Genomic DNA, 20,997 nt, shown 5'->3' with positions numbered 1-20,997 from the left:
GAGGTTATCCATGGCGGTTCTGTGCAAGCCGGCCATCGCGGTCCCCGAGTACGTCATCACCAACGAGGAAACACTTGAGCTGGCCCGGCGCCTGCATGGCGACCATCCGCAGCTGAGTCTGGCCCTGCGGCTCATCGAGAACACCGGGGTGCGCGAGCGGCATCTGATCCAGCCCATCGACGCGGTCCTGCGGCATTCCGGCTTCGATGTCCGCTCCGCGGTGTACGAGGCGGAGTCGAAGGCCCGTGTGCCGGCCGTGGTGCGCACGGCGCTCGCCGAGGCCGAACTGGAGCCGCGGCAGATCGACTTGATCGTCTACGTCTCCTGCACCGGCTTCATGATGCCGTCGATGACGTCGTGGCTCATCAACACAATGGGCTTCCGTCACGAGACCAGGCAATTGCCGATCGCCCAGCTGGGGTGCGCCGCCGGAGGGGCTGCCATCAACCGCGCCCACGACTTCTGCCTGGCCCACCCCGGCGCCAACGTCCTCATCGTCGCCTGCGAGTTCTGCTCCCTGTGCTACCAGCCCACCGACCTGAACGTGGGCTCGTTGTTGTCCAACGGGCTTTTCGGCGACGGCATCGCGGCCGCCGTGGTCCGCGGGCGGGGCGGCACCGGGGTGCAGCTGGAGCACAATGCCTCGTACCTCATCCCGGACACGGAGGACTGGATCTCCTACGCGGTTCGCCCCACCGGCTTCCACTTCCAGCTCGACAAGCGTGTGCCCGGCACCATGGAGCCCCTCGCACCGGTCATGCGCACCGTCGCCGAGGAACACCACTGGAACGCCAGCAAGCTCGACTTCTACGTCATCCACGCCGGAGGCCCGCGCATCCTGGACGACCTGAGCTACTACCTCGACGTACCGCCGGAGGCATTCCGCTTCAGCCGCGCCACCCTGACCGAGTACGGCAATATCGCAAGCGCGGTCGTGCTGGACGCCTTGTCGCGCATGTTCGACGAAGCATCAGCCTTCGACGGGCACCGGGGCATGATCGCCGGCTTCGGCCCGGGCATCACCGCCGAATTCTCCCTGGGGACCTGGTCCACCGGATCCGATGACCAGGAGTGACCCGCGCGCACCGGCGGCCGAGTGCGGCGAGGCCGCCGCGCCGTTGACGCCGTGCGGGGGTCAGGAGGGCGGGCGGGCGGCCAGGGCTTCGGCAGCGGTGGGGTAGGCGCGGAACACATCCTTCAGGCCGGTGAAGTGCAGCATGCGGCTCAGCCGGTCGGGGATGGCGACCAGCACCACGCTTCCTTCCGCCTGCTGGGCGCAGCGCCAGATGCCGACCAGGGCGCTGAAGCCCGATGAGTCGCAGAAGGTGACCTGGTGCATGTCCAGGACCAGGTGGCGGCGGCCCTGCTCGATCAGGGCCAGGGCCTGGTCGCGTACGGAGGGAGCGGTGTCGTGGGTGAGTTCGCCGGTCACGGTGGCTATGGCGAGGTCGCTGTCGATGTACTGGCAGGTCAGGTGGACGGTGGGGCTCACGGGCGTCTCCTGGGCTGCGGGCCGGTAGGGGCGGTGGCCGCGGCGATGGTGGGTGCGACGCCCGTGACACCGTCCACTGCGGTGTCACGGGCGGGGACGGTCAGGGCGGGGACGGACAGGGCCAGCAGGGCGACGTCGTCGTCGGCGCCCTGGGGCAGGGTGTCGATGAGGTCGACGGTGTCCTCGATGAGTGCGGTGGCGTTCAAAGGCCGGGTCCGGCCGGTCAGGAAACGGGCCAGCCCCTCCTCGCCGATCATCGTGCCGTCCTCGGTGCGGGCTTCGATGAGCCCGTCGGTGTAGAGCAGCAGCGCCTCGCCGGGGGCGAGGCGAAAGGTGCGGGAGGCGAAGGAGGCCTCCGGCAGGGCGCCGATGAGCATGCCGCCCTGGAGGTGGACCGGGTCGGCCAGCCGGCTGGTTCCGTTCATGCGCAGGTGGTAGAGCGGGGGGTGGCCTCCCGTGGCCACCGTGACGGTGAAGGAGTCGTCCCCGGCGGGTTCGAGGATGCCGAAGACGGCGGTGCAGTACCGGGTGCCGACCGCGGGGTCCAACAGCAGCGCGCTGTTGAGCGCGGTCAGGACGTTGTGGGGGTCGGGGTCGATCAGGGCGGCGGCGCGCAGGGTGTAGCGGGTCAGCGAGGTCACCGCGGCGGCCTCGGGGCCTTTGCCGCACACGTCTCCGAGGAAGAACGCCCACCGGCCGCCGTGCAGCGGGAAGACGTCGTAGAAGTCGCCGCCCACGTGCTGCGGGGAGGCGGCGGCGTAGTGGCAGGCCAGCTCCAGGCCCGGCACCACCGGGAGGGCGGACGGCAGCAGGGTGCGCTGGAGGGTCGCGGCGAACGTGGCGAGAGCGGCCGTGTCGCGTTCGGCCCGCTTGCGCGCCTCCTCCTGGACCTTGCGGCGCTCCTGCTCGGCGCGCACGGCGTTCAGAGCCGCCAGGCGCATCTCCAGTTCGTCCAGCACGATCGCGGCCAGATCCGCGAGGGTGGCGGTGTCGTCGCCGGTGATGTCGCGCGGCTTGGTGTCCAGGATGTTGACGGTGCCCAGCCGGTGTCCGTCGTGGGTGATGATCGGCGCCGCGGCATAGAACCGCACGCCCATGGGGCCCGTCACCAGGTCGTTGGTGCGGGCGACCGGGTCGAGGAGGGTGTCGGGGATCACCAGGGTGTCATCGGTGAGGATCGCCGAGGTGCACAGTCCGGGCCCGCGGCTGATCTCGCTGACGCCGTCCAGGCCGTGGGCGGCCTTGAACCAGATCCGGTCCTCATCCACGATCGTGATGGTTGCCACCGGCACCTTGAACAGCCGTGCGATCATCGCGGCGATGCGGCCGAACGCCCCGTCGGGCGGGGTGTCCAGTATGTCGTAGCGGCGTACCGCCTCCAGCCGGGCGGCCTCGTCCACCGCGCTGAGCACGGGCCGCTGTTGGGGAATCTTGTCCCGCCCGACCGCGTGTTGTGCTCGCGGCATGGCTTCCACGCTCCTCGTCGGCCCGGTGCTCGCGCCCAGGGGTCGTAATTGGTTGCAACGTGAAAGCAGAAAGGGGACGGGCGGCCGTCCGGACCCGGACGGCCGCCCACGCACGCTTACAGACCGAGGTAGAAGCGCACGGTCGTGCCGTCGTCCCCGGTGTGCACGCGTACCAGATCGGACACGTAGTGGACCAGCATCAGGCCCCGGCCGCCCACCTGCCCGTGCGTCGGCGGGCGGCGGCCGGCCAGCGGATCGGTCAGCCGGCCCGCGTCACGGACCTCGACCACGAGCTGCCCCTGCTCGGCCCAGACCGCGAGCGTCCCGCGGCCTCCGCCGTGCACCACGCTGTTGGTCGTCAGCTCGGCGACCGCCAGCTCCACGTCCAGCAGCCGCTCCCCGGCCATGCCCAGCCGCGCGGCCTGGGCGAGAGCGAACCGGCGGGCCGCCGGAAGGTCCTCCCTGCCGTAGGAGAGGACCGCGGCGTCCGGCATCGTCGGCAGCTCCTGGTTGTAACGGGAGACGACCGCCTGCCAGTCGTAGACGTCGCTGACCGACTCACTGCCGTCCCCGCTGATGAGGGTCGGGTGGGTGACCTTCGCATCGGCGATCACCTGCGGATCCAGCCGCACCTCGTCGTACGGGCACAGGATCGTCACCGCCCTGCCCTCGAACGCGGCATTGATCAGAGCCTCGTGCTGCGCACACGCCGGGTACTCCACCGCGCTGCGGCCGGCCCAGATCGGCTCACCGATGATCCGCACCCGCCCCTGCGGGTGCGCGTCGGCGAACCCGCGCAGCACCTTGGGAATGATCCGCCCGGGATTGCGGCCGGCCTCGGTCATGTCCAGGAACAGGATGCCCTCGGCGTCCGCGCCCAGCCCGCTCTTGATCAGCTCCAGGTTGGGTCCGGGCACCGCGACGGCCATCGGTTCACCGTTGGCCAGACCCTCGCGCAGGAACGACGCCGTCTGCTGCGCGTACTCCTGCTCGGTGCGGTAGAACAGGGCGGGGTGCACGAACGCCTCGTGGGTGGTCACCGTGTTCATCACAGCGCCACCTCGATCCGCTCCAGAGCCGGCCAGAACATCTCCAGAACCCGTCTCAATTGCGGCGGTGGATGCTCGACCACGACCCGCCCGCCCGGCAGGCCCATGGCGGTGGCCGCCAGCGCGCTGACCCCGGCCACGTCGACGAACGCCACGTCCGACAGCTCCACGTACGATACGCCCTCGTGCCGCCGGGCCAGCTCCGTCAGGGCCTGCTCCCAGGACGAACGCGTGAGGACGCTGATCTCACCGCGGGCACGTATGCCGGAACGACCGGGCAACGCGCTCACCTCCAAAAAGGCGGCCTTGCCGGGCATCGCCTGGCCGATCCCGCCCACCGCATGTGGGGCATCCACGCTCGGACTCCTTCACATCAAGCCACCTGCCGGCTGCCCCAGCACGGGCTGGGGAAAAACTCCCCCAGCGGAGCAGTGTATCCCGCCGGACAAACCACCCGCCGGAGGGCCATATGGGCCCGGCCCCCGGCCTCCCGGCCCCCACCCCAGCCCCAGCCCCAGCCCCAGGGCAATGCCCCGGCCCGGCTCGGTGGCCCCGCTCCCACGGTCCGCCGTCGAACCGGCTCGGGTGACCAGGTATCAACGATGGTGGAAGAGCTTCAGTGCTCGCAGAGGGAGAATTCTCGTTCGTAGAGCTGCTCGTTGTGTTCGTCGAAGAAGAACTTGCGCTCCTGCATGAGTTGTTCGCGGTAGCCCTTGGCCTCTTCGAGCGTCATGGTCGAGGTGTCGGACCATGGTTGCTGCGGTGGCACATCGGATGTCGAGACGATCTTTTGCGACGGGTCGACCAGGAAGAACGCGAGAATTTTGCGATATCCCGGGCGAGTGGGGTCTGCGAGGCGGAATGAGCCGACACGGTGTTGCAGGATGTTCGGGAACGCCAGACAGCGGCCCGCTGGGGTCGCTACGGATCCCAGCACCTGGTTCAGCGCGTCTTCGTCCTGAAGGCCGTAGACCTCACGCAGACCGTCGTCGTCGTTCTGTTCGTAGTCCGGGTCGTCGAGTGCCGCCCGGAAACTCAGCCGGCTTTCGGTGGTGTTCTCGCTGTCCCAGTAGTAGATGCCGGTCGAGACGATCCGCTCGTTCAACATCCCCTCGACATGCCAGGAACCACCGGGGTACTCGGGCTTGTCCGGGGTGAGGTGAAGGGTGGCGAGCTTGACGATGGCCTGGAGACGGCGGCCGCGCAGGTCGACTCGGGCGGATTCTTCGGGCGACTCGGGCGGGGTGAAGGCCGGGGCGTCCGGGATGGTCGGGCGGCGGTTCTCCCACCAGTCGTCCTGGGCCTCTTCCCATGCACGGAGGGCTTCTGCGTAGGCCCCCTCATCACTGTAGGAGGCCTTCTTCGGATACTCCGGCTTCGAGTGGTACCACCCGTAAGGATCGGCCTCGATCCGCAGGGGCCGCGGATGGCGCAGATCGGTGAGCACGCTCTCCAGCAGCGGGCGCAAGCACGCGAACAGGTCCGGCAGCACGGAGGCCAGTTCGCGATGCCTCTCGGGGTGGACGTTGTTGACGTACGAACGGAAGGCGACATCGCCGTCGTCACTGACGTCGACGTCCGTGGGCAGCCACTGGAACCTCTCCGAGAATTCGTACCTTGAGTAGCGGTCCGTCGGGTTCTGCCAAGCCCGCTCGGGCCCACCGCTGACCTCTCTCACCAGGCAGAACAGTGAGGGATGAACCAGATCCAGTACCTGGCCGTCAGATCCGGGATGCCAGTCCTGTTCGGCTTCGGGGACCTGCTCCAGAACCCGGACCGCCTCGCGCAGCCGGGACCTGAGCTTGTCGTCGACCAGAGTGTCCGACTGCCACACCCCGTCGACGGCGGACACCTCGGCGCCGGTCCGTCCGTCCCGCAGCGCGGCGTAGTGCAGGAGTTCGGCAAGCACGTATCGAACCTGCGCTTCGGTGAGGCCCTGGGCCACCGCTTCCTGCGTCCACCGGGCGACGATGTCGGCATCGTTCATCTTGTCGAACCACCCCGGCTTCGCCCGGATGAGTGCGCTGCACTGCATCATCTGGAGTTCCCGGAGCGTTCGGGGTGTCGCGAACGATATGGAACGGGAAGCCTGAAAGGGCAGCGGGAAAGCAGACAGGCCGGTCAATTCTCTGGATCCTTGCAGCAGTCGGTGTGCGGTGGCGGGAAGGATACTTCAGCCGACTGACACCACCGCAGCCGTGTCCCTGTCATCAGCTTGTCCCCCGGAGCCGTGGCTTCGACAGCCGGGTCCATCCGCACCGGACCGGGTCCCCAGCTCCTGCGGGTCCACCTCCGCAGGTGCCGGCGGCGCGACGACGGGGCGCGACCGACTTATGCCCGGAAGAGGGCGCGGACCGAGTCGTCGTATGCGGCGCTGATGCGGAAGGCCGTTTCCGCTAGGGCAAGCCGACGGGACAGCGGGACGGCAGAGGGCCTGCCCCCCTCGGCGTCCAGGAGGGTGAGGACGTCCGCGTAGTCGTCGGGATCGCTGAGCGGAATGACGTGTTCGCAGTTCTTCGCCGCGCCACGGAGCATCGCCGGGCCGCCGACGTCGATCTTCTCGCGGAAGGCGGCGAAGTCGATGCCCTGCTCCCGCTCGGGGAGCCGGTAGTAATTGCACGCGACGAGGTCGATGCGGGTGATGTCATAGGCCGCGATTTCCGCCAGGTCGGCGGGGGTGTCGCGGGCGAGGATGCCGCCCATGACGGACAGGGTCAGGGTCTTCACCCGGCCGCCCAGCAGGGTGGGCGCCCCGGCCAGGTCGGCGATCGCGCCCACCTGGTGGCCGGCCTGCGCCAGCTGCTTCTGGGTTCCCTCGGTCGCCACGACGTCCCAGCCCAGGCGCAGCAGGCCGGCCGCAAGGGTGTCGATGTTCCGCTTGTCGCTCACGGCGAGTACGGCGAGCATGTCAGTTCTCCTCGTGGGTGGTTCCGGAGCTGGTGACCTCGATCAGGGCGTCGCGGTGGGAGCCCACCGAGACGTGGCGGACGGGTACGCCGAGCAGTTCCTGGACGCCCTCTACGTAGGCCCGTGCCGCGGCGGGGAGCTCGTCGTACCGGCGGGCCCCGGAGATGTCCTCCTCCCAGCCTGCGAAGGTCCGGTACACCGGCTTCATCCGGGCCAGTTCGGCCGGGTCGGTGGTGAACTCGGCCACCGGCATGCCGTCCTGCTCGTAGGCGGTGCACACCTGGAGCTCGCCCACGCCGGTGAGCTGGTCCAGGTTGGTGATCGCGATCTCGTCGGCGCCCTGGATCCTGGCCCCGTAGCGGGTGGCCACCGCGTCGAAGGCGCCGAGCCGGCGGGGCCGGTTGGTGGTGGAGCCGTACTCGCCCCACTGACGGCGCAGCCGGTCGGCGCGCTCCTGGTCGAACTCCGTGACGAAGGGACCCGCCCCGACACAGGAGGAGAACGCCTTGGTGACACCGACGGTACGGTCCACCTTGGCCCAGGGCACGCCCATGCCGACCGGCGCGTGCCCGGCCAGGCAGTTGGAGGAGGTCGTGAAGGGGTAGATCCCGAAGTAGAGGTCGCGCAGGGCGCCGAGCTGGCCCTCGGCCAGCACGGTGGCGTTCTCTTCGAGTGCCCGGGCCAGCAGCGCGGTCACGTCCGCGACGTACGGCTCCAGCCGGTCGCGCATCTCGGCGGCCCAGCGCTCGACCTCGGCGAGGACCAGCGGGGTGCCCCCGTAGATCTTGGTGATCCGTTCATTGGCCCAGTCCACGACGGATGCCAGTCGGCCCGGCAGGCTCTCCTTGGCGAAGAGCTCCCCCACCAGCAACGTCTTCTTCATGACACGGTCGCCGTAAGCGGGTGAAATGCCCTTGCGGGTGGATCCGTACTTGCCGTGCGAGAGGCGTTCCTCCTCAAGGGTGTCCAGATCCTGGTGGAAGGGGAAGCAGAGGGACGCCCGGTCGGAGACAAGGAGCCGCTGCGGGGTGACGCCCGGCTGCGGGGCGAGGGCGTCGATCTCCTGGAGCAGGCCCTCGACATCCACGGTCATGCCGGGGCCGAGGATGCTGATGACATCGGGACGCATGATGCTGCTGGGCAGGCTGTGGAGCTTGAACGTGCCCTGGTCGGTGTGGATGGTGTGGCCGGCGTTGCTGCCGCCGTGGTAGCGGACCACGTAGTCGGCATCCGCGGCGAGATTGTCGACCATCCTTCCTTTGCCCTCGTCACCCCAGTTGAGGCCGACAACTGCCATGAGCACGATGGAACTCCTCTGATCTGTTGTGCTGGGTCTGTTGTGCTGGGTCTGTTCTGCTGGATCCGTTCCGCCGGTTCAGCGGACGGGAGCCGCGGCGATCCGGGACCGCAGCAGGGAACGGGTGGACAGGGCGACGGCGGCGGCCAGCACCGCGCCGGCGAGGGCGAGCAGGAAGGCCGCCCGCGCCGACGTGGCGTCGACCAGGGGCCCCGCGAGCGCGCTGCCCAGGGCCGTGCCGCCGGCCGTCGCGGTGCTCGTCCAGATCCGCGCCTCGGTGCCCGTGCCGGCCGGCGCGGTCAGGTCGGTGATCTCGTACGCCGCCGCGTTGAGCGGGGCCATCGACAGCCCCGCCACGGCGAACAGAGCGCTCAGGACCCAGACGTGGGCGGGCAGCAGCAGCGGCACCAGCCCGGCGGCCATGGCCAGCGAGAACACCAGATAGGAGCGGGTCAGCGAGGCCGCGGTCCGGCCGGTCTTGAGCAGCAGACCGCCGGCGAGGCTGCCCACGGCGAAGCCGCCCAGCAGGATGCCGGAGGTTCCCGCCCGGCCGCCCGCGGCGGCGGCCGCGGCGGCACCGACCTGGACCGCTCCGATGGTGATGCCGATGGCGGCCCGGGAGCTGATGAGGGACAGGATCGCCGGGGAGCGCAGCGGCCCGGTGAGCCCGCGCTCGGCGCGCGGTTCGCCGCGCCAGGCCCGCGAGGGCGGTGTCGCGGCGAACACCAGGGTGGCCAGTACGGCCAGGAGCGCGGAGCAGACCACCGACCAGGCGGCCGGCAGTACGGCGACCATGGCGCCGGCCAGCACCGGCCCGACGATGAACCCCAGCTCCAGCACCACGCTTTCGAGCCGGTAGGAGGCCCGCCGGTCGGCCTCGTCGGTCAGGATCTCGATCCACAGACTCCGTACGCAGGCGGGCACCGGCGGCCGGCCCGCCCCCGCCAGCGCGCCCAGAGCCAGCAGAACCGGCAGCGGCGCCTCGGGCAGGGCCACGACCAGCAGCAGCGCCAGGCCGTGCGCCGTCGCGCTGCCGACCAGCGTCCAGGTCTGCCCGTGGCGGTCGATGAGCCGGCCGACGGGCGGCGAGCCCAACGCGGTGCCGAGCCCGTACGCTCCCGCGACGGCGCCCGCGACGGCGAAGGAGCCGCGGGTCTCTTCGAGGAAGAGGACGAGCGACAGCACGACGGCGCCCGCGGAGATCCGTACGGCCAGGTTGGTCAGCACCAGCCGGGTGGCGTACGGGTGGGCCAGTACGCTGCGCCACCGCTTGATCATGTCCTGCCTTTCCGGAGGGGAAGCCGAGGGAGTCGTCGCAAGCCCTCGGGAAAGGGCCGTGCCGGGCCGCCCGCCCGCATCTTCCCCTGCCACCGGCGGGCGGCCCGTCACGATTCCTCAGACCAGCAGTTCGCGCCGGCGCTCGGCGACGCGGCCCCAGACGTCGGGGTTGAGCGCGCTCGGCGGCTGCTTGCCACCGAGCGCGGTGATCAGCTGGGTGGCGGCGTTCAGTGCCAGGGCGCGCTTGGTCTCGACGGTGAAGTCGGCGATGTGGGCGCTGAGGACGACGTTGTCCAGCTCGAACAGCGGGCTGTCGGCCGGCAGCGGCTCGTCCTCGTACACGTCGAGGGCGGCGCCGCCGAGGTGGCCGCTGCGCACCGCACGGACCAGGGCGTCGGTGTCCACGACCCGGCCGCGGGAGGTGTTGACGAAGTAGGCGCCCGGCTTCATCCGCGCGAAGGCCTTCTCGTTGAACATGTGCTCGGTCTCGTCGTTGAGTTCCGGGTGGGCGGTGACGAAGTCGGCCTCGGCGAGGAGGTCCTCCAGCCGCTCCACCTTGACCGCGCCCACCTCGGCCATCTTCTCCGCCGAGACGTACGGGTCGTAGGCGAGGACCCGCATCAGGAAACCGCCGTGGGCGCGCCGGGCGGTCCAGCCGCCGACGTTGCCGAGACCGACGATGCCCAGGGTCTTGCCGGTGAGTTCGACGCGGTGGGTGGTGAGTCGGGCGTCCCAGGCGGCCTGGTTGCCGTGCCGGTGTACGGCGGCGAGCCCCCGGGTGACCATCAGGAGCAGCCCGAAGAAGTGCTCGGAGACCGGTTTGCCGCCCAGACCGGGGTTGTTGGCGACGACCACGCCGGCTTCGGTGGCCGCCTCGATGTCGATGTTGTCCACGCCTCGGCCGCTGGACAGCACGGCGAGCAGGTCCGGCGCTGCGGCGAGGAGTTCCCGGTCGATCCGGGCGGGGTAGCGGGCCACCAGGCCGTGGGCGTCGGCGAGGGCCGCGAGGACCGCCGCCCGGTCGGAGTCGTCCACGCGGCGGACGTTGGCGTGCTGCTCCAGCAGTTCCTCGGCTTCTGCGGCGTACATCGAGCCGACGAGGACTACGTTCGGTCGCATGATGGTGTGCTTCCTGTGGGGCCAGGGGCCGGCGAGACGCCCCTGGAGGGGAATGCGGATGGACGGATGCGGTGGCGCGGTGCCGGTGTGCGGCGGCTTCCCGGTCGGACGGGCCGGGTCAGGCCGCCACACTCGCGGCCAGCAGGCTTTCCAGCGGCCTGAGTTCACCCCCGCGGCTGGCTGCCAGCAGCCGCTGGGTGAGTTCGGCGTGCTCCACGGGGGCGGCGTTGAACCGGGGCCGGCCTTCGGCGAGCCGGTCGTGCGCCCGGCCGTACAGCTTGCGGCAGTACACCTCGCTGATGCCCAGCACGGCGGCGATCTCCCGGTAGCTGTACTCGAAGGCGATGCGCAGCACGAGTACCGCCCGCTCGGCCGGGCCGAGGAGCTTCAGCAGCCGGGCCACGCCGCGCCGGAGTTCCTCGGCCCGCTCCACGTTCTGAAACGGCTCCTCGGCAGCGGTCGCGGTCTCCTCCGGCACCAGGGCGCCTACGTAGGAGACCCGCCGGGTGTGCGCGGACTTCCAGTAGTCGGCGCACAGGTGGGTGACGACGGTGGAGAGGAAGGCGCCGTGGTTCTGCACGTTCTGGGCCGTCATCCAGCGCAGCCAGGCCTCGGAGATGATGTCCTCGGCCTCCTCGGCGGAGCCGACGCGGCGGTAGGCCAGCGCCTGCAGATTCGACCTGCGGCGGTGGAACTCTTCCTGGTCAAGATCGAACAAGGTTTGCCTCCAGGCCGGCCATGGCACAGCCCATCACTCGGGTCAGCTCGGGTCGGCTCAGGCCACTTGGTTCAGCTGGGATCGGTGGGGGCCGGCTCACCGGCCCGGGCGCAGGTCAGCCCCGGCCCTCGGCGAGCACCTGACGCAGGCTCGTGTCGAAGGCCCCGGCGAACGCGGTGATCTCCTCGTCGCCCATGGGGGTGGAGATGCAGCCCAGGCCGCTGTCGCCGATGTGGACGCCGCTGTCCAACAGCACCCAGTACAGGCGCTTCATGGCCGCGGCCGGGCTGGTGTAGCCCTCGGGGGCGCTGGTGGCGATCACGCGGAACAGCGAGCCGAGGCCGTTGACCTGCCAGTCCAGTCCCACGGAGTCGATGGTGGCGCGCATGGCGGTGCGGGCCCGCTCGCCGAGGTCGCCGATCCGCTCGTGTGCCTCCGGCGTGAGCAGGCCGAGCGAGGCGAGGCCGGAGCTCATGCTGACCGGATTGGCGTTGTACGAGCCGGAGTGCGGCAGCGCCGGGGCGCCCTGGCTCGGGTCGAAGACGCTCATGAACTTGCGGCGGCCGGCGACCGCGCCGATGGGCATGCCGCCGCCGATGACCTTGCCGAGGACGGTGATGTCGGCCTCGCTGCCGAGCAGGTGCATGGCGCCGTGGTAGCCCACGCGGTAGGAGCCGACCTCGTCGGAGATCAGCACGGCGCCGCTGTCGTCGCAGAAGGCGCGCAGCGCGTCCAGGTACTCCTTCTCCGCCGGGACCAGGCCGATCCGCCACGGCACCGGGTCGATCAGCACGCAGGCCAGGTCGGCGGCGTGCTCGCGGAGCACCGCGAGGGCGCCCTCGGCGTCGTTGAAGGGGAACACGACGGTGTTGTCGACGACGCCCGCGGGGTTGCCGGTGACAGCGTGGCTGATGAGCGAGCCGGAGCCGTCGTTGTTGACGGCGACCGCGTCGTAGGCGCCGTGGTAGGCACCGGCGATCTTGGCGATCTTCGGGCGCTTGGTGTAGGCGCGGGCGGCCTGGACGGCCATCATCACGGCCTCGGTGCCCGAGCTGGTGAACCGGACGTGCTCGAAGGTCTCGTTGCGGGCGGAGAGCGCCTCGGCGTACTCGACCTCCACCGGGGTGGGCATCCCGAAGCTGCTTCCGCGGCCGACGGCCTCGGTGATCGCCTTCACCATCTCGGGGTGGGCGTGGCCGTGGATCAGGGTAGTGCTGTTGTTGAGGAAGTCGAGGCGCTCGACACCGTCGGCGTCGGTGACCCGGGCGCCGCTGCCCGACTGGATGTAGACCGGGTACGGGGCGCTGTAGACGGCGGTACGGCTGTTGCCGCCGGGCATGACCTCGACCGCGCGGGAGTACAGCTCGGCAGACTTGTCCGTGTTCACGTTGTGCCCTTTCACGACCGGAAGGAACGGGGGGAATGGGGGAATGGGAGGAGGGAAGCAGGGGGCGGGGCGCGTCGGGTCAGCGGGCGGTCCTGATCGCCACGTCCGCCGTGAAGTAGGGGCCGGCCAGGCGCACTTCGGTGCCGGCGGGCACCCACCGCGGGGTGTCCGCCGCGGCGGTGCCGGCGGCGCCGGCGGTGCCGAGCTGCTCGCCGAGCCGGGCGGCCAGGACGGGCACCAGCGGGCCGGCCGTCTCCGCCAGGGCGCGTACGGCCATCAGCTCCAGCGCCACGCAGGTACGGGCCTCCCCGGAGGGCGGCCCGGCGGCGAGCGCGTCCTCGGCCGCCTCCGCGAACCGGCGGGCCCGGTGGACGAACGTACGGAGCAGCTCGGCCGCGCCGCGGGCGTCGAACCGCTCGGGCCGCAGGGCGCGGGGCAGTTCGGCGCGGAATTCGCGGATCTGCCCGTAGAACCGCTCGGCCTCGGCGTTCCAGCTTCCTGCCTCGGGGGCGGCGCCGCCGAAGTGCTTGTCCACCCGGGCGGCGACGGAGCCGAGCCAGGACTCCCAGCCGCCGAGGAGTTCGGTCCGGACGAACTCGGCGTACTCGTCGATGACGAAGTCGCGGCGGCGGATGTCGGGCCGGGTGCCGGCCAGGTAGAGCCGCAGCTGGTCGCGGGTCTGCTCACGGAAGACCTCGCGGCCCCAGATGGCGTGCATCCGGCCGGTGGAGAACTTCTGCCCGTCCAGGGTGTAGAACTCGTTGCAGATCATCGTGTCGGGCAGCGCCGGCTGCTCGGTGAACGAGCCGAGGACGGCCGGGAAGACGATGGTGCGCAGGAAGGCGTTGTCGAAGCCGAAGAACAGCACGGTGCGCGGGTCGTTCGCCCGGACGTACTCCCGCCAGCCGGGCTCGCCCTTGTCCTTGGCGAGGGCGTCGAGGGCCGTGACGAAGCGGGCCGCCAGCTCGAAGGCGGAGTACATGCGCTGGCCCTCGGGGCCCCCGGTGGGGTCGGCCGGGACCAGGATTCCGTCGGGGGCGACGGTGCTCACCGGGAGGTCGGGCAGCGGTCCGGCGAGGACCCGTTCGACGTAGGCGCGCAGCCGGGCGCTCATGTGGACGGTGCGCAGGTAGCCGGTGAGCTTCTCGCGCAGTGGCTCCAGCGGCAGGTACCAGCGGGTGAGCTCGCGCCGTTCGGCGGGGGTGCCGCAGGTGGCGCAGCTCGGGTCGCGCAGGTCCTCGTCGGCGAAGGGAAGCGCGCAGGCCTCGCACTCGATGCCGGCGGTGTCGTGCGAGCCGCAGTGCGGGCAGGCTCCTGCGACGAACGCCTCGAAGAGGAAGGTGCCGCAGGGAGCGCAGTGGTTGGCCCGCACCGTCTTGGTGACCACGGTGCCCCGGGCCCGGAGGTCCTCGAAGATCTCCAGGGCGACCTGGGGGTACTCGGGTGAAGAGGGGCGGACGAACACGTCCCAGCTGATGTCGGCCGCGGTCAGGGCCTCCTGGATGGCGTCGGTGTTGCGTTCCGCCAGCTCGTAGAAGGACAGGCCCTGGCTGATGGCGGCGGAGGCCACCTGGGACTGGTGGCCGACTGTGCCGAGCAGCAGGTGGGCCTCGGTCCCGCGCTCCTTCAGACCGCGGCGGACCAGGTCGGCGCCGAGGAAGGGGCCGACCACGTGGCCGAGGTGGAGCTCGCCGTTCGGGGTGGGGAAGGAAGGCAGCAGCAGGACGGGCCGCTCGGCGCCACCGAAACGTTCCTCCCGCTCGCGGTGCGCCGCGTCCAGCGCCGCCATGTCCTCCCACCAGGTGGTGAGGAAGGTCAGCGGGCGGTCGGTGGCGGTGTTGCGCAGGGTGTGCACGCCCAGCGGCGGCAGCCGGACCGTGTCACCGCCGGTCACCCGGACGGTCTCCCCGTCCGAGGCGACCTCGCCCTCGCCGTCCAGGACCACCCACACCTCGGTGTCGTGGTGGTTGTGCGGGGCGGTCTTCTCGCCGGGGCGGAGAGTGACCCTGCGGAGGTTGAAGGGGAGGGTGCCCTGACCGGCCCAGGCCGGCTCGACGCTGCGGACGAAGTCGGGCAGGTCGAGTTCCCCGACCGTGCGTCGGATGCGTATGACGTGCATGGCTGCGCGCGGAACGCCGTACGGCCGGAGCCGGCCGGGGACGCCCCACTGCTCCTCTCAGGAAATGTCGTGTGCGGGATCAAAGCCAGCCGGCCGGGACAGCCCCCGGCTGTCTCGGGTCCGCCTCCTGTCCCAGCGGCTCCCAGTCCAGGGCGGTGCTGACCGGTCCGGTGTCGTAGCGCTCACGCCCGAGCAGGCTGTTGGCGATGACGGCGCTGCGCCAGGCCAGCAGGCTGAGGTTGGGGTCGGCGACGCCGAACTCGCGGCGGGCCGCGTTCTGCACGTACACGCGGTTCCCGGACGGTCCGTCCCAGTCGAGGCTGAAGTCGGAGCGGACGACGGGTAGTCCGTCGTGCAGGGTGAGCTGGTCCTTCAGGCCGAGGAGCAGCTCGGGCATGCCGTGCTCGTATCCGGTGGCGCAGACCACGATGTCCACCGTCTCGTGCACCGGCTCGCCGCCGCGGGCGGGCTGCCAGGTGGTGCGGAGTCCTTCCGGGAGACGGGTCAGTGCGGTGAGGTGCTGGTCGAGCAGGATCCGGCAGGGACGGCCGCCGCCCTCCAGCAGTTCCAGGTCGTACAGGCGACGGTAGATGTCCTGCAGGGTGGACAGGGAGATGCCGTCGCTGGCCATCCGCAGCCGCTGGACCACATCCTCGCGTTCAGCGGCGGGAAGGCTGTGGAAGTAGCGGCTGTAGTCCGGCAGGAAGAGCTCATCCACGAACGGACTGTCGTCCAGCGGCAGCAGGTTGGTGCGACGGGTGCCCCAGACGATCCGCGCGGGGCGCTGGCTCTCGCGGGTGAGCAGGTGGCTGACGACCTCGGCGCCGCTCTGGCCGCCGCCGATCACGGCCACCCGCTTGCCCGCGAAGGCGCGGGGTTTGCGCAGGAGCTGTTCGGCGTGGAAGACGGTGTCGGGGTCGTGGCCGACGGCGCACTGGGGCAGCTTGGGGTTGAGTCCGGTACCGGTGGCCACGTTGCGAGCACGCAGCACGCCGTCGGTGGTGTGCACCAGGAAGGCGGAGCCGTCCCATTCGACGTTCTCCGTGGTGACGCCGAACCGGAGGTTGTCCAGGCGCTGCGACACCCAGCGGCAGTACTGCTCGAACTCGCGCCGCGGGACCTTGGAGCGGCCGGTGACCAGCAACCGGTACAGCCGCTTCGTCTCCACCTGGAAGGCGAGGAAGGAGTGCGGGTTGGTCGGGTCGACGGGGGTGACCAGGTCCTTGAGGAAGTGCACCTGCATCTCGGCGTCCGGCACCATCAGCCCGGGGTGCCAGTCGAAGGCGTCCTTGCGGTCGAGGAAAACGGCGGAGAGGCCGGGCTCCCGCGAGGTCAGTGCGGCGAGGCTGAGGTTCGAGGGGCCTAACCCTATGCCTACGAGGTCGTAGGTAGGGGGTGCTGTACTCATATGGGGGCTCCCGTTACAGGTGGGGGCGTTCGGCTTCTGCGACCTCGTGAGCCGGCAGCCAGGTGACTCCACGCCCGGTCAGCGACTGCATCATCCGCTCCGTCAGCTCATGGGACAGGGCGAGGTGCGGTTTGACCCATCCGGTTCCGTTCACGGCCCGTTCGGCGAGCAGCCGGGTGGCCGCGGCCAGGGTGAACCCGGTGGTCCGGGCCATCGCGGACAGGCCGGTCGTCTCGTCGGCGTGATCCAGCACGGTGGTACGGAGGGCCGCGGGCCGGCCGTCCAGTTCCCCGTGCGCCGTGAGTTCCAGGACCACCATGTCCCGGTCTTCCGCCCGCGCCCGTACCTGGGGGGAGAGCACCCGCTCGACCAGGCGCCGGGGAACCACGCGGGCCCCGTCCACATCCACCGGCTCGTCGGCCAGCAGGCCGAGCCGGGCCAGTTCGGTGACGACGCGGGCGAAGCCCGGCCGGCGCAGGGTCTTCTGGGTGCAGTCCGCGTCGCGGAGGGCGGGGTGTTCGCCCAGCCAGGGGGCCATCCCGTCGTGGTAGGCCTCCAGCCGGCCGACACCGGCGTACTCGCGGGTCACCACTCCGGAGAACCGGGGGTGGTGGACCGGCTGGCCGCCGTCCAGGGCCAGTGCCTCGCGTTGGGCGATCGGCAGGTGGTGGTCGTTCTCGCCGCCGAAGAAGGCGGTGTAGCCGAGGGGTTCGCGGGGCACGGTCGGTATCCCCCCGCAGTAGATCTCCAGGGCGCGGACCCGGTCGAGCCGCTCGGCGAGGTGGACGGCGAGCAGTTCGGTCAGGCCGGGCTCCAGGCCGACCGGCAGCAGGACGGTGCCGCCGGCGGACCGGATCCGGGTGTCGAGTGAGGACAGTTCGGCCGTGGGCGGCCGGGTGATGGCGGCGACCGGGCGGCCGGCGACGACGGCGGGGCGGAGGGCCGCGCCGGTGGGTTTCCAGGGCATCGCCATCGCGACGACCTCGCACCCGGTGAGGGCGGAGTCGAGGTCGGTGGCGGCCCGGACCACGGCGGTGGTCCGGTTTCCCGTCCCGCCGCCCTCCCGTAACCAGTCCCGCACGGCGGCGGCCCGGCCGGGATCCCGGTCCAGGAGCAGCAGCTCCTCGGTACCGGGATCCGTGGCCAGCGCGTACGCGGCTGCCCGCCCCATCTGACCGCAGCCGAGGAGGGCCGCCTTCATGTGCACGCCCTCCGTTCCAGCGTGCTCCGGGTCATTCCGCGCGGTCCGCGGCAGGCGTGATCCTGGCCGTCGCCCCGGTGGTGACGCGGTGGAGGAGCTGTTCGAGCCCCTCTCGGGTGACGTGCCGGGCGATGACGGCGGCCACCCGCTGCTGGCCGAAGTTCTCCGGTGGCAGCGCGACTTCGGTGCCGGCCGGGACCTCGGTGAAGACGTGGTCGAAGCCCGGGTCCTCGCCGAGGCCCGTCAGCCCCTCGACGCCGTCGAACCGTCCGGCCCGATCGGCCAGGACGAAGCGCAGGCCGGCATTGAGCCGCCGGTCGTGCTCCAGCCGGAGCGGCTCGCCGGTGGCGACGCGGATCACGTTCTCGAAGTAGTCGACGCCGGTGGCCAGCGGCACCAGGTGGGAGCCGATGTAGTCACCGGCGGGGCGGCCGGCGATCTCGATGAACCGCAGCCCCCGGTCGCCCCACTTGGCTTCCAGGTGGAAGGCGCAGTTGTCGAATTCGAGTGCACCGACGATGTCCTTGGTGGTGGCGCTGATCTCGGCCCAGGCGTCGGCGGGCAGCGCGCTGGGCACCTTGTGCTCCAGTTCCAGGTGGAACGGGACGCTGGTGACCTTGTCGGTGACGGTTACGATGTGTACCTCACCGCCGCAGACGAAGCCCTCGACGCTCAGCTCGTCGCCTTCGAGGAACTCCTCGACGATGAACTCGGCGCCGAACTGCTGGAACACCGGGTCGAAGTCGGGGCGGGCGATGTCGGCGAGGCGGGCCATCGCCGCGTCCAGGTCCGCGGGGTCGCGCAGTTCGAAGATGCCCTTCGAGCCGGAGGCCCCGGTGGGCTTGACCACGGCCGGCAGCCCGACCTCCTCGACGGCCGCCCGCAGGCCGGCCAGGTCGGTGACCTTGGCGAAGCGCGGGAGTACGCCGTCCAGGTGCCGCAGCGCGTCCTTCATGACGTACTTGTTGCGGGCCCGGAGGGCGGCGGTCTCGGACATGCCGGGAAGTCCGAGATCGGCGGCGATGGCGGCCACCAGTTGGACGTCGACTTCGGTGAAGTTGGCGACACCGGCGAAATCGTAGGTGGTGTGGAGTTCGCGGGCCGCTTCGATGGAAGCGGCCCGGTCGTAGGTATCGACCTGCCGGAACTCGTGGACGAGTGGCTTCGCGAATTCAGGCATGGAGCGGCCGAGGAGGATCACTCGGTAACCGAGGCGCCGGGCGGCGAGCAGAGACTCAAGCCCTTCCCTTTGAATGCGCCGGAGATTGACTAGGAGAAGATGACGTTCCGTCACGAGACAGCCCCCGCTGTGTCGGGCGTGCGTATGGAATCTCTAGTACCAAACGAGTGGTATCCAATCACAGCGGCCGGGGGTTGGGAAGGGGATCTTGGGTGGATCTGCGCCAATCCAGTTAAGAGCTGGCCGAAATCCTGCGCCCGTCCCCCCGCTGCCACACTTTCGGCCACCTATCGAAAACTCTGAGGCATTCGACCGGCCTGTCCGCTGCCGGGCAAGGGCGTTAACTTAATTGAGGACACCCCGCGTCCGCTGCTCGGACAGCCATCCGCTACATGCCACCTGACATGCGGAAACGCCGCCTGAACGACCAGGCCCGGAGAGGCCGGGGCCGGTCGGTTCAGACGGCGTCGTAAGGACTTGGTAAAGGAATGGAGAGAATTCGCTAAAGCGTGGCACCGGCCATTGCGCGGCGATCATGAAGCGCAGCGGAGAATTGCTCCGTGACCCGTTCCAGACCCACGGCGGATTCCGCGGCCACCGTCACCGTTCCGGCCTCGCCGAGCGTGATGTGCCGGTCGAGGGTGAACCAGCCCGGCGCGATGTACGCGGCACCCATCGAGGCGAGCACCGGTCGCAGCGCGTAATCGATCGCCAGCACGTGGGCGGTGGTCCCGCCGGTGGCCAGCGGCAGCACCGCCTTGCCCGTGAGCGCGTACTGCGGCAGCAGGTCGAGCAGCGATTTCAGCAGCCCGGAGTAGGCCGCCTTGTAGATCGGCGTGCCGATGACGATGCCGGCCGCGCCGTCGAACAGAGCGGCCGCCGCCGCGATCGCGGGGTGCCGCACCTCGGCTCCGAGCAGCGGTCCGGCCGGCAGGGAGCGTACGTCGAGGTGGGTCACCTCATGCCCGTGGGCGGTGAGTTGAGCGTCCACGTGACGCAGCAGCCCAGTGGTACGGGAGGTCGCCGAGGGACTCCCCGAGACGGACAGGACGGTGGCCATGAGAGGTCCCTTTCTCTGGGTGACCTGCGATCGGGAGGCGCTACGAGGTGGCGGCGCGCCAGTCCTCGCCCTCGGGTACGACGATCACGGCGGAGCGCACCGCCCCGTAGTCGGCGTCGGCGCCCAGCCCGGCGGGGGTCTCGCCGGCGGCGTGCGCCTTGAGGGCGTCGAGCAGGAAGCGGCGCGTGCGGACGATGCCGCGGTCGCTCTTGCCGGGGTTCTCCGCCGTCCGGTCCACGATCGGGCCCATGCTCTCCTGCACGGCCACGTCCTGGAGGACCAGACCGCGGATGCCGGAGAAGCTCCTGCCGTCGCGCATGGCCTGCCGGTCCTGGCCCCAGCCGTTCTCGCGGGTGTAGCCCTCGCGGATATTGTCCGGATTGAGCTTGTCCAGGTCCAGGCCGAACTGCTCGCTGAAGTAGGACGGGGTGACCGGCGCGTCGTCGTTCCACCACAGGTACCACATGATCGTCTGGTGGTCGTTGACCGGAACCCAGGCGTGCCAGAGCCGGTCCCCGTTGGGCAGCTCGGGCACCACCGTGTACCAGGGCATGGCGAAGGGCTTCACCCGGGCGAGGGTCTCCCCCGACGAGAGGGTGCGCAGGGCCGCGAAGCGCAGCCCGTACGGCTGCGGGTCGATCTCGTCGCGCGGGGCCGTGTCGTCGAGCAGGTCCTTCAGCGGGCCGTTGCGGGCCTCCGTCTCGTGCAGCAGGGAGACGTGCGCGGAGTCGATGTCCGCCTCCAGGCCCTGCAGCCAGTTGCAGTCCACCAGGGCGATGGTGGCGAAGACGTTCTCCGCGGGCACCTTGGTGAACGGGAACTCCGGGAAGGGGGCGGGCTGGCGGCCGGTACCGCCGAGCCAGACCCAGATGACGCCGCCGGCCTCGACCACCGGGTGGTGCAGGAGCTTGACCCGCTCACCGAACCGCGGGCCGTCCTCCTCCGGCTCGGAGGGGGTGTCGAGCACCTTGCCGGAGACGTCGAACTTCCAGCCGTGGTAGATGCACCGCAGCGCGCAGTCCTCGTTGCGGGCGAGGGCCAGTGAGGCCCCGCGGTGCGGGCACGCCTCGGCGAAGCAGCCCACGGTGCCGTCGTCCGCCCGGAAGAACACGTACTTCTCGCCCAGCAGCTCCACGGGGAGGGGAGCGCCGCCCCGCTCGGCGAGCCGCTGCGACCGCATGACGGGCAGCCAGTACTCGCGAAGCAACTGCCCCATGGGGGTGCCAGGACCCACCCGGGTCAGGGTCTCGTTCACCTTCTGCGTGGTCACTTCCCGCCTCCGTGATGGTCGATATCCGGGACCGACACCGGCCGCC

Annotated in this window: 18 protein-coding genes; 1 reads left to right on the top strand and 17 read right to left on the bottom strand. The window is 70.7% G+C overall.

The genetic code is table 11. From position 1 onward, the window contains the following. The first annotated feature begins 10 nt into the window (after window positions 1-10). Window positions 11-1,075: a type III polyketide synthase gene (locus tag ACWDX7_RS14345; protein ID WP_451489619.1), complete on the top strand. Its 1,065-nt coding sequence runs from the start codon at window positions 11-13 to the stop codon at window positions 1,073-1,075. A 60-nt stretch (window positions 1,076-1,135) separates the two neighbouring features. Here the strand turns inward: ACWDX7_RS14345 and ACWDX7_RS14340 are convergent, their stop codons facing one another. From ACWDX7_RS14340 to ACWDX7_RS14260, 17 genes are all read right to left on the bottom strand, one after another. After that, on the bottom strand, window positions 1,136-1,492 hold the full coding sequence (locus tag ACWDX7_RS14340) for an STAS domain-containing protein (protein WP_451489620.1): 357 nt from the start codon (window positions 1,490-1,492) through the stop codon (window positions 1,136-1,138). After that, window positions 1,489-2,958, bottom strand: coding sequence for a PP2C family protein-serine/threonine phosphatase (locus ACWDX7_RS14335; RefSeq protein ID WP_451489621.1), 1,470 nt, complete (start codon window positions 2,956-2,958; stop codon window positions 1,489-1,491). The genes ACWDX7_RS14340 and ACWDX7_RS14335 overlap by 4 nt, the downstream gene beginning before the upstream one ends. Before the next feature lie 116 nt (window positions 2,959-3,074). Then, the gene (locus ACWDX7_RS14330; protein WP_451489622.1) at window positions 3,075-4,007 is read right to left on the bottom strand and encodes an anti-sigma factor RsbA family regulatory protein; all 933 of its coding nucleotides are present in this window, start codon (window positions 4,005-4,007) and stop codon (window positions 3,075-3,077) included. Further along, complete coding sequence (locus tag ACWDX7_RS14325) at window positions 4,007-4,324, bottom strand: STAS domain-containing protein (protein ID WP_451489688.1); 318 nt, start codon at window positions 4,322-4,324, stop codon at window positions 4,007-4,009. Before ACWDX7_RS14325 ends, ACWDX7_RS14330 begins: the two co-directional genes overlap by 1 nt. Before the next feature lie 299 nt (window positions 4,325-4,623). Then, a complete protein-coding gene (locus tag ACWDX7_RS14320) occupies window positions 4,624-6,132 on the bottom strand; it encodes a DUF4246 domain-containing protein (protein WP_451489623.1) in 1,509 nt (502 codons plus the stop codon). A 206-nt stretch (window positions 6,133-6,338) separates the two neighbouring features. Beyond that, window positions 6,339-6,914 (bottom strand): hypothetical protein, encoded by a 576-nt coding sequence (locus ACWDX7_RS14315; RefSeq protein WP_451489624.1) that lies wholly within the window; start codon window positions 6,912-6,914, stop codon window positions 6,339-6,341. Window position 6,915: 1 nt separating this feature from the next. After that, window positions 6,916-8,211, bottom strand: coding sequence for an adenylosuccinate synthase (locus ACWDX7_RS14310; RefSeq protein ID WP_451489689.1), 1,296 nt, complete (start codon window positions 8,209-8,211; stop codon window positions 6,916-6,918). A 78-nt stretch (window positions 8,212-8,289) separates the two neighbouring features. Next, on the bottom strand, window positions 8,290-9,489 hold the full coding sequence (locus ACWDX7_RS14305) for an MFS transporter (RefSeq protein ID WP_451489625.1): 1,200 nt from the start codon (window positions 9,487-9,489) through the stop codon (window positions 8,290-8,292). Window positions 9,490-9,606: 117 nt separating this feature from the next. After that, the gene (locus tag ACWDX7_RS14300) at window positions 9,607-10,608 is read right to left on the bottom strand and encodes an NAD(P)-dependent oxidoreductase (RefSeq protein WP_451489626.1); all 1,002 of its coding nucleotides are present in this window, start codon (window positions 10,606-10,608) and stop codon (window positions 9,607-9,609) included. 118 nt (window positions 10,609-10,726) lie between these two features. Next, the gene (locus ACWDX7_RS14295) at window positions 10,727-11,326 is read right to left on the bottom strand and encodes a sigma-70 family RNA polymerase sigma factor (protein WP_451489627.1); all 600 of its coding nucleotides are present in this window, start codon (window positions 11,324-11,326) and stop codon (window positions 10,727-10,729) included. Window positions 11,327-11,441: 115 nt separating this feature from the next. Then, a complete protein-coding gene (locus ACWDX7_RS14290; RefSeq protein WP_451489628.1) occupies window positions 11,442-12,713 on the bottom strand; it encodes an aspartate aminotransferase family protein in 1,272 nt (423 codons plus the stop codon). A 79-nt stretch (window positions 12,714-12,792) separates the two neighbouring features. Further along, window positions 12,793-14,832, bottom strand: a complete 2,040-nt coding sequence (locus ACWDX7_RS14285) for a class I tRNA ligase family protein (protein ID WP_451489629.1) — start codon at window positions 14,830-14,832, stop codon at window positions 12,793-12,795. Window positions 14,833-14,911: 79 nt separating this feature from the next. Continuing rightward, window positions 14,912-16,240, bottom strand: coding sequence for a lysine N(6)-hydroxylase/L-ornithine N(5)-oxygenase family protein (locus tag ACWDX7_RS14280; RefSeq protein ID WP_451489630.1), 1,329 nt, complete (start codon window positions 16,238-16,240; stop codon window positions 14,912-14,914). A gap of 13 nt (window positions 16,241-16,253) precedes the next feature. Next, window positions 16,254-17,441 (bottom strand): saccharopine dehydrogenase family protein, encoded by a 1,188-nt coding sequence (locus tag ACWDX7_RS14275; RefSeq protein ID WP_451489631.1) that lies wholly within the window; start codon window positions 17,439-17,441, stop codon window positions 16,254-16,256. A 31-nt stretch (window positions 17,442-17,472) separates the two neighbouring features. Next, the gene (locus tag ACWDX7_RS14270; RefSeq protein ID WP_451489632.1) at window positions 17,473-18,735 is read right to left on the bottom strand and encodes an ATP-grasp domain-containing protein; all 1,263 of its coding nucleotides are present in this window, start codon (window positions 18,733-18,735) and stop codon (window positions 17,473-17,475) included. A gap of 388 nt (window positions 18,736-19,123) precedes the next feature. After that, window positions 19,124-19,681, bottom strand: coding sequence for an NADPH-dependent FMN reductase (gene ssuE, locus ACWDX7_RS14265; RefSeq protein WP_451489633.1), 558 nt, complete (start codon window positions 19,679-19,681; stop codon window positions 19,124-19,126). A gap of 40 nt (window positions 19,682-19,721) precedes the next feature. Beyond that, window positions 19,722-20,951, bottom strand: a complete 1,230-nt coding sequence (locus ACWDX7_RS14260) for a Rieske 2Fe-2S domain-containing protein (protein WP_451489634.1) — start codon at window positions 20,949-20,951, stop codon at window positions 19,722-19,724. Between the last annotated feature and the right edge of the window lie 46 nt (window positions 20,952-20,997).

It is taken from the genome of Streptomyces sp. NPDC003034 (genome assembly GCF_053591375.1).
The sequence above is the reverse complement of the archived record's forward strand: the minus strand, read 5'-3'. Positions and strand labels throughout refer to the sequence as shown.

Bases quoted from the DNA above. Each gene is read 5' to 3' on its own strand.
- ACWDX7_RS14280 (WP_451489630.1), bottom strand. From the start codon at position 16,240: ATGAGTACAGCACCCCCTACCTACGACCTCGTAGGCATAGGGTTAGGC.
- ACWDX7_RS14315 (WP_451489624.1), bottom strand. From the start codon at position 6,914: ATGCTCGCCGTACTCGCCGTGAGCGACAAGCGGAACATCGACACCCTT.
- ACWDX7_RS14310 (WP_451489689.1), bottom strand. From the start codon at position 8,211: ATGGCAGTTGTCGGCCTCAACTGGGGTGACGAGGGCAAAGGAAGGATG.
- ACWDX7_RS14300 (WP_451489626.1), bottom strand. From the start codon at position 10,608: ATGCGACCGAACGTAGTCCTCGTCGGCTCGATGTACGCCGCAGAAGCC.
- ACWDX7_RS14335 (WP_451489621.1), bottom strand. From the start codon at position 2,958: ATGCCGCGAGCACAACACGCGGTCGGGCGGGACAAGATTCCCCAACAG.
- ACWDX7_RS14285 (WP_451489629.1), bottom strand. From the start codon at position 14,832: ATGCACGTCATACGCATCCGACGCACGGTCGGGGAACTCGACCTGCCC.
- ACWDX7_RS14305 (WP_451489625.1), bottom strand. From the start codon at position 9,489: ATGATCAAGCGGTGGCGCAGCGTACTGGCCCACCCGTACGCCACCCGG.
- ACWDX7_RS14330 (WP_451489622.1), bottom strand. From the start codon at position 4,007: ATGAACACGGTGACCACCCACGAGGCGTTCGTGCACCCCGCCCTGTTC.
- ACWDX7_RS14345 (WP_451489619.1), top strand. From the start codon at position 11: ATGGCGGTTCTGTGCAAGCCGGCCATCGCGGTCCCCGAGTACGTCATC.
- ssuE (WP_451489633.1), bottom strand. From the start codon at position 19,681: ATGGCCACCGTCCTGTCCGTCTCGGGGAGTCCCTCGGCGACCTCCCGT.
- ACWDX7_RS14325 (WP_451489688.1), bottom strand. From the start codon at position 4,324: ATGCCCGGCAAGGCCGCCTTTTTGGAGGTGAGCGCGTTGCCCGGTCGT.
- ACWDX7_RS14275 (WP_451489631.1), bottom strand. From the start codon at position 17,441: ATGAAGGCGGCCCTCCTCGGCTGCGGTCAGATGGGGCGGGCAGCCGCG.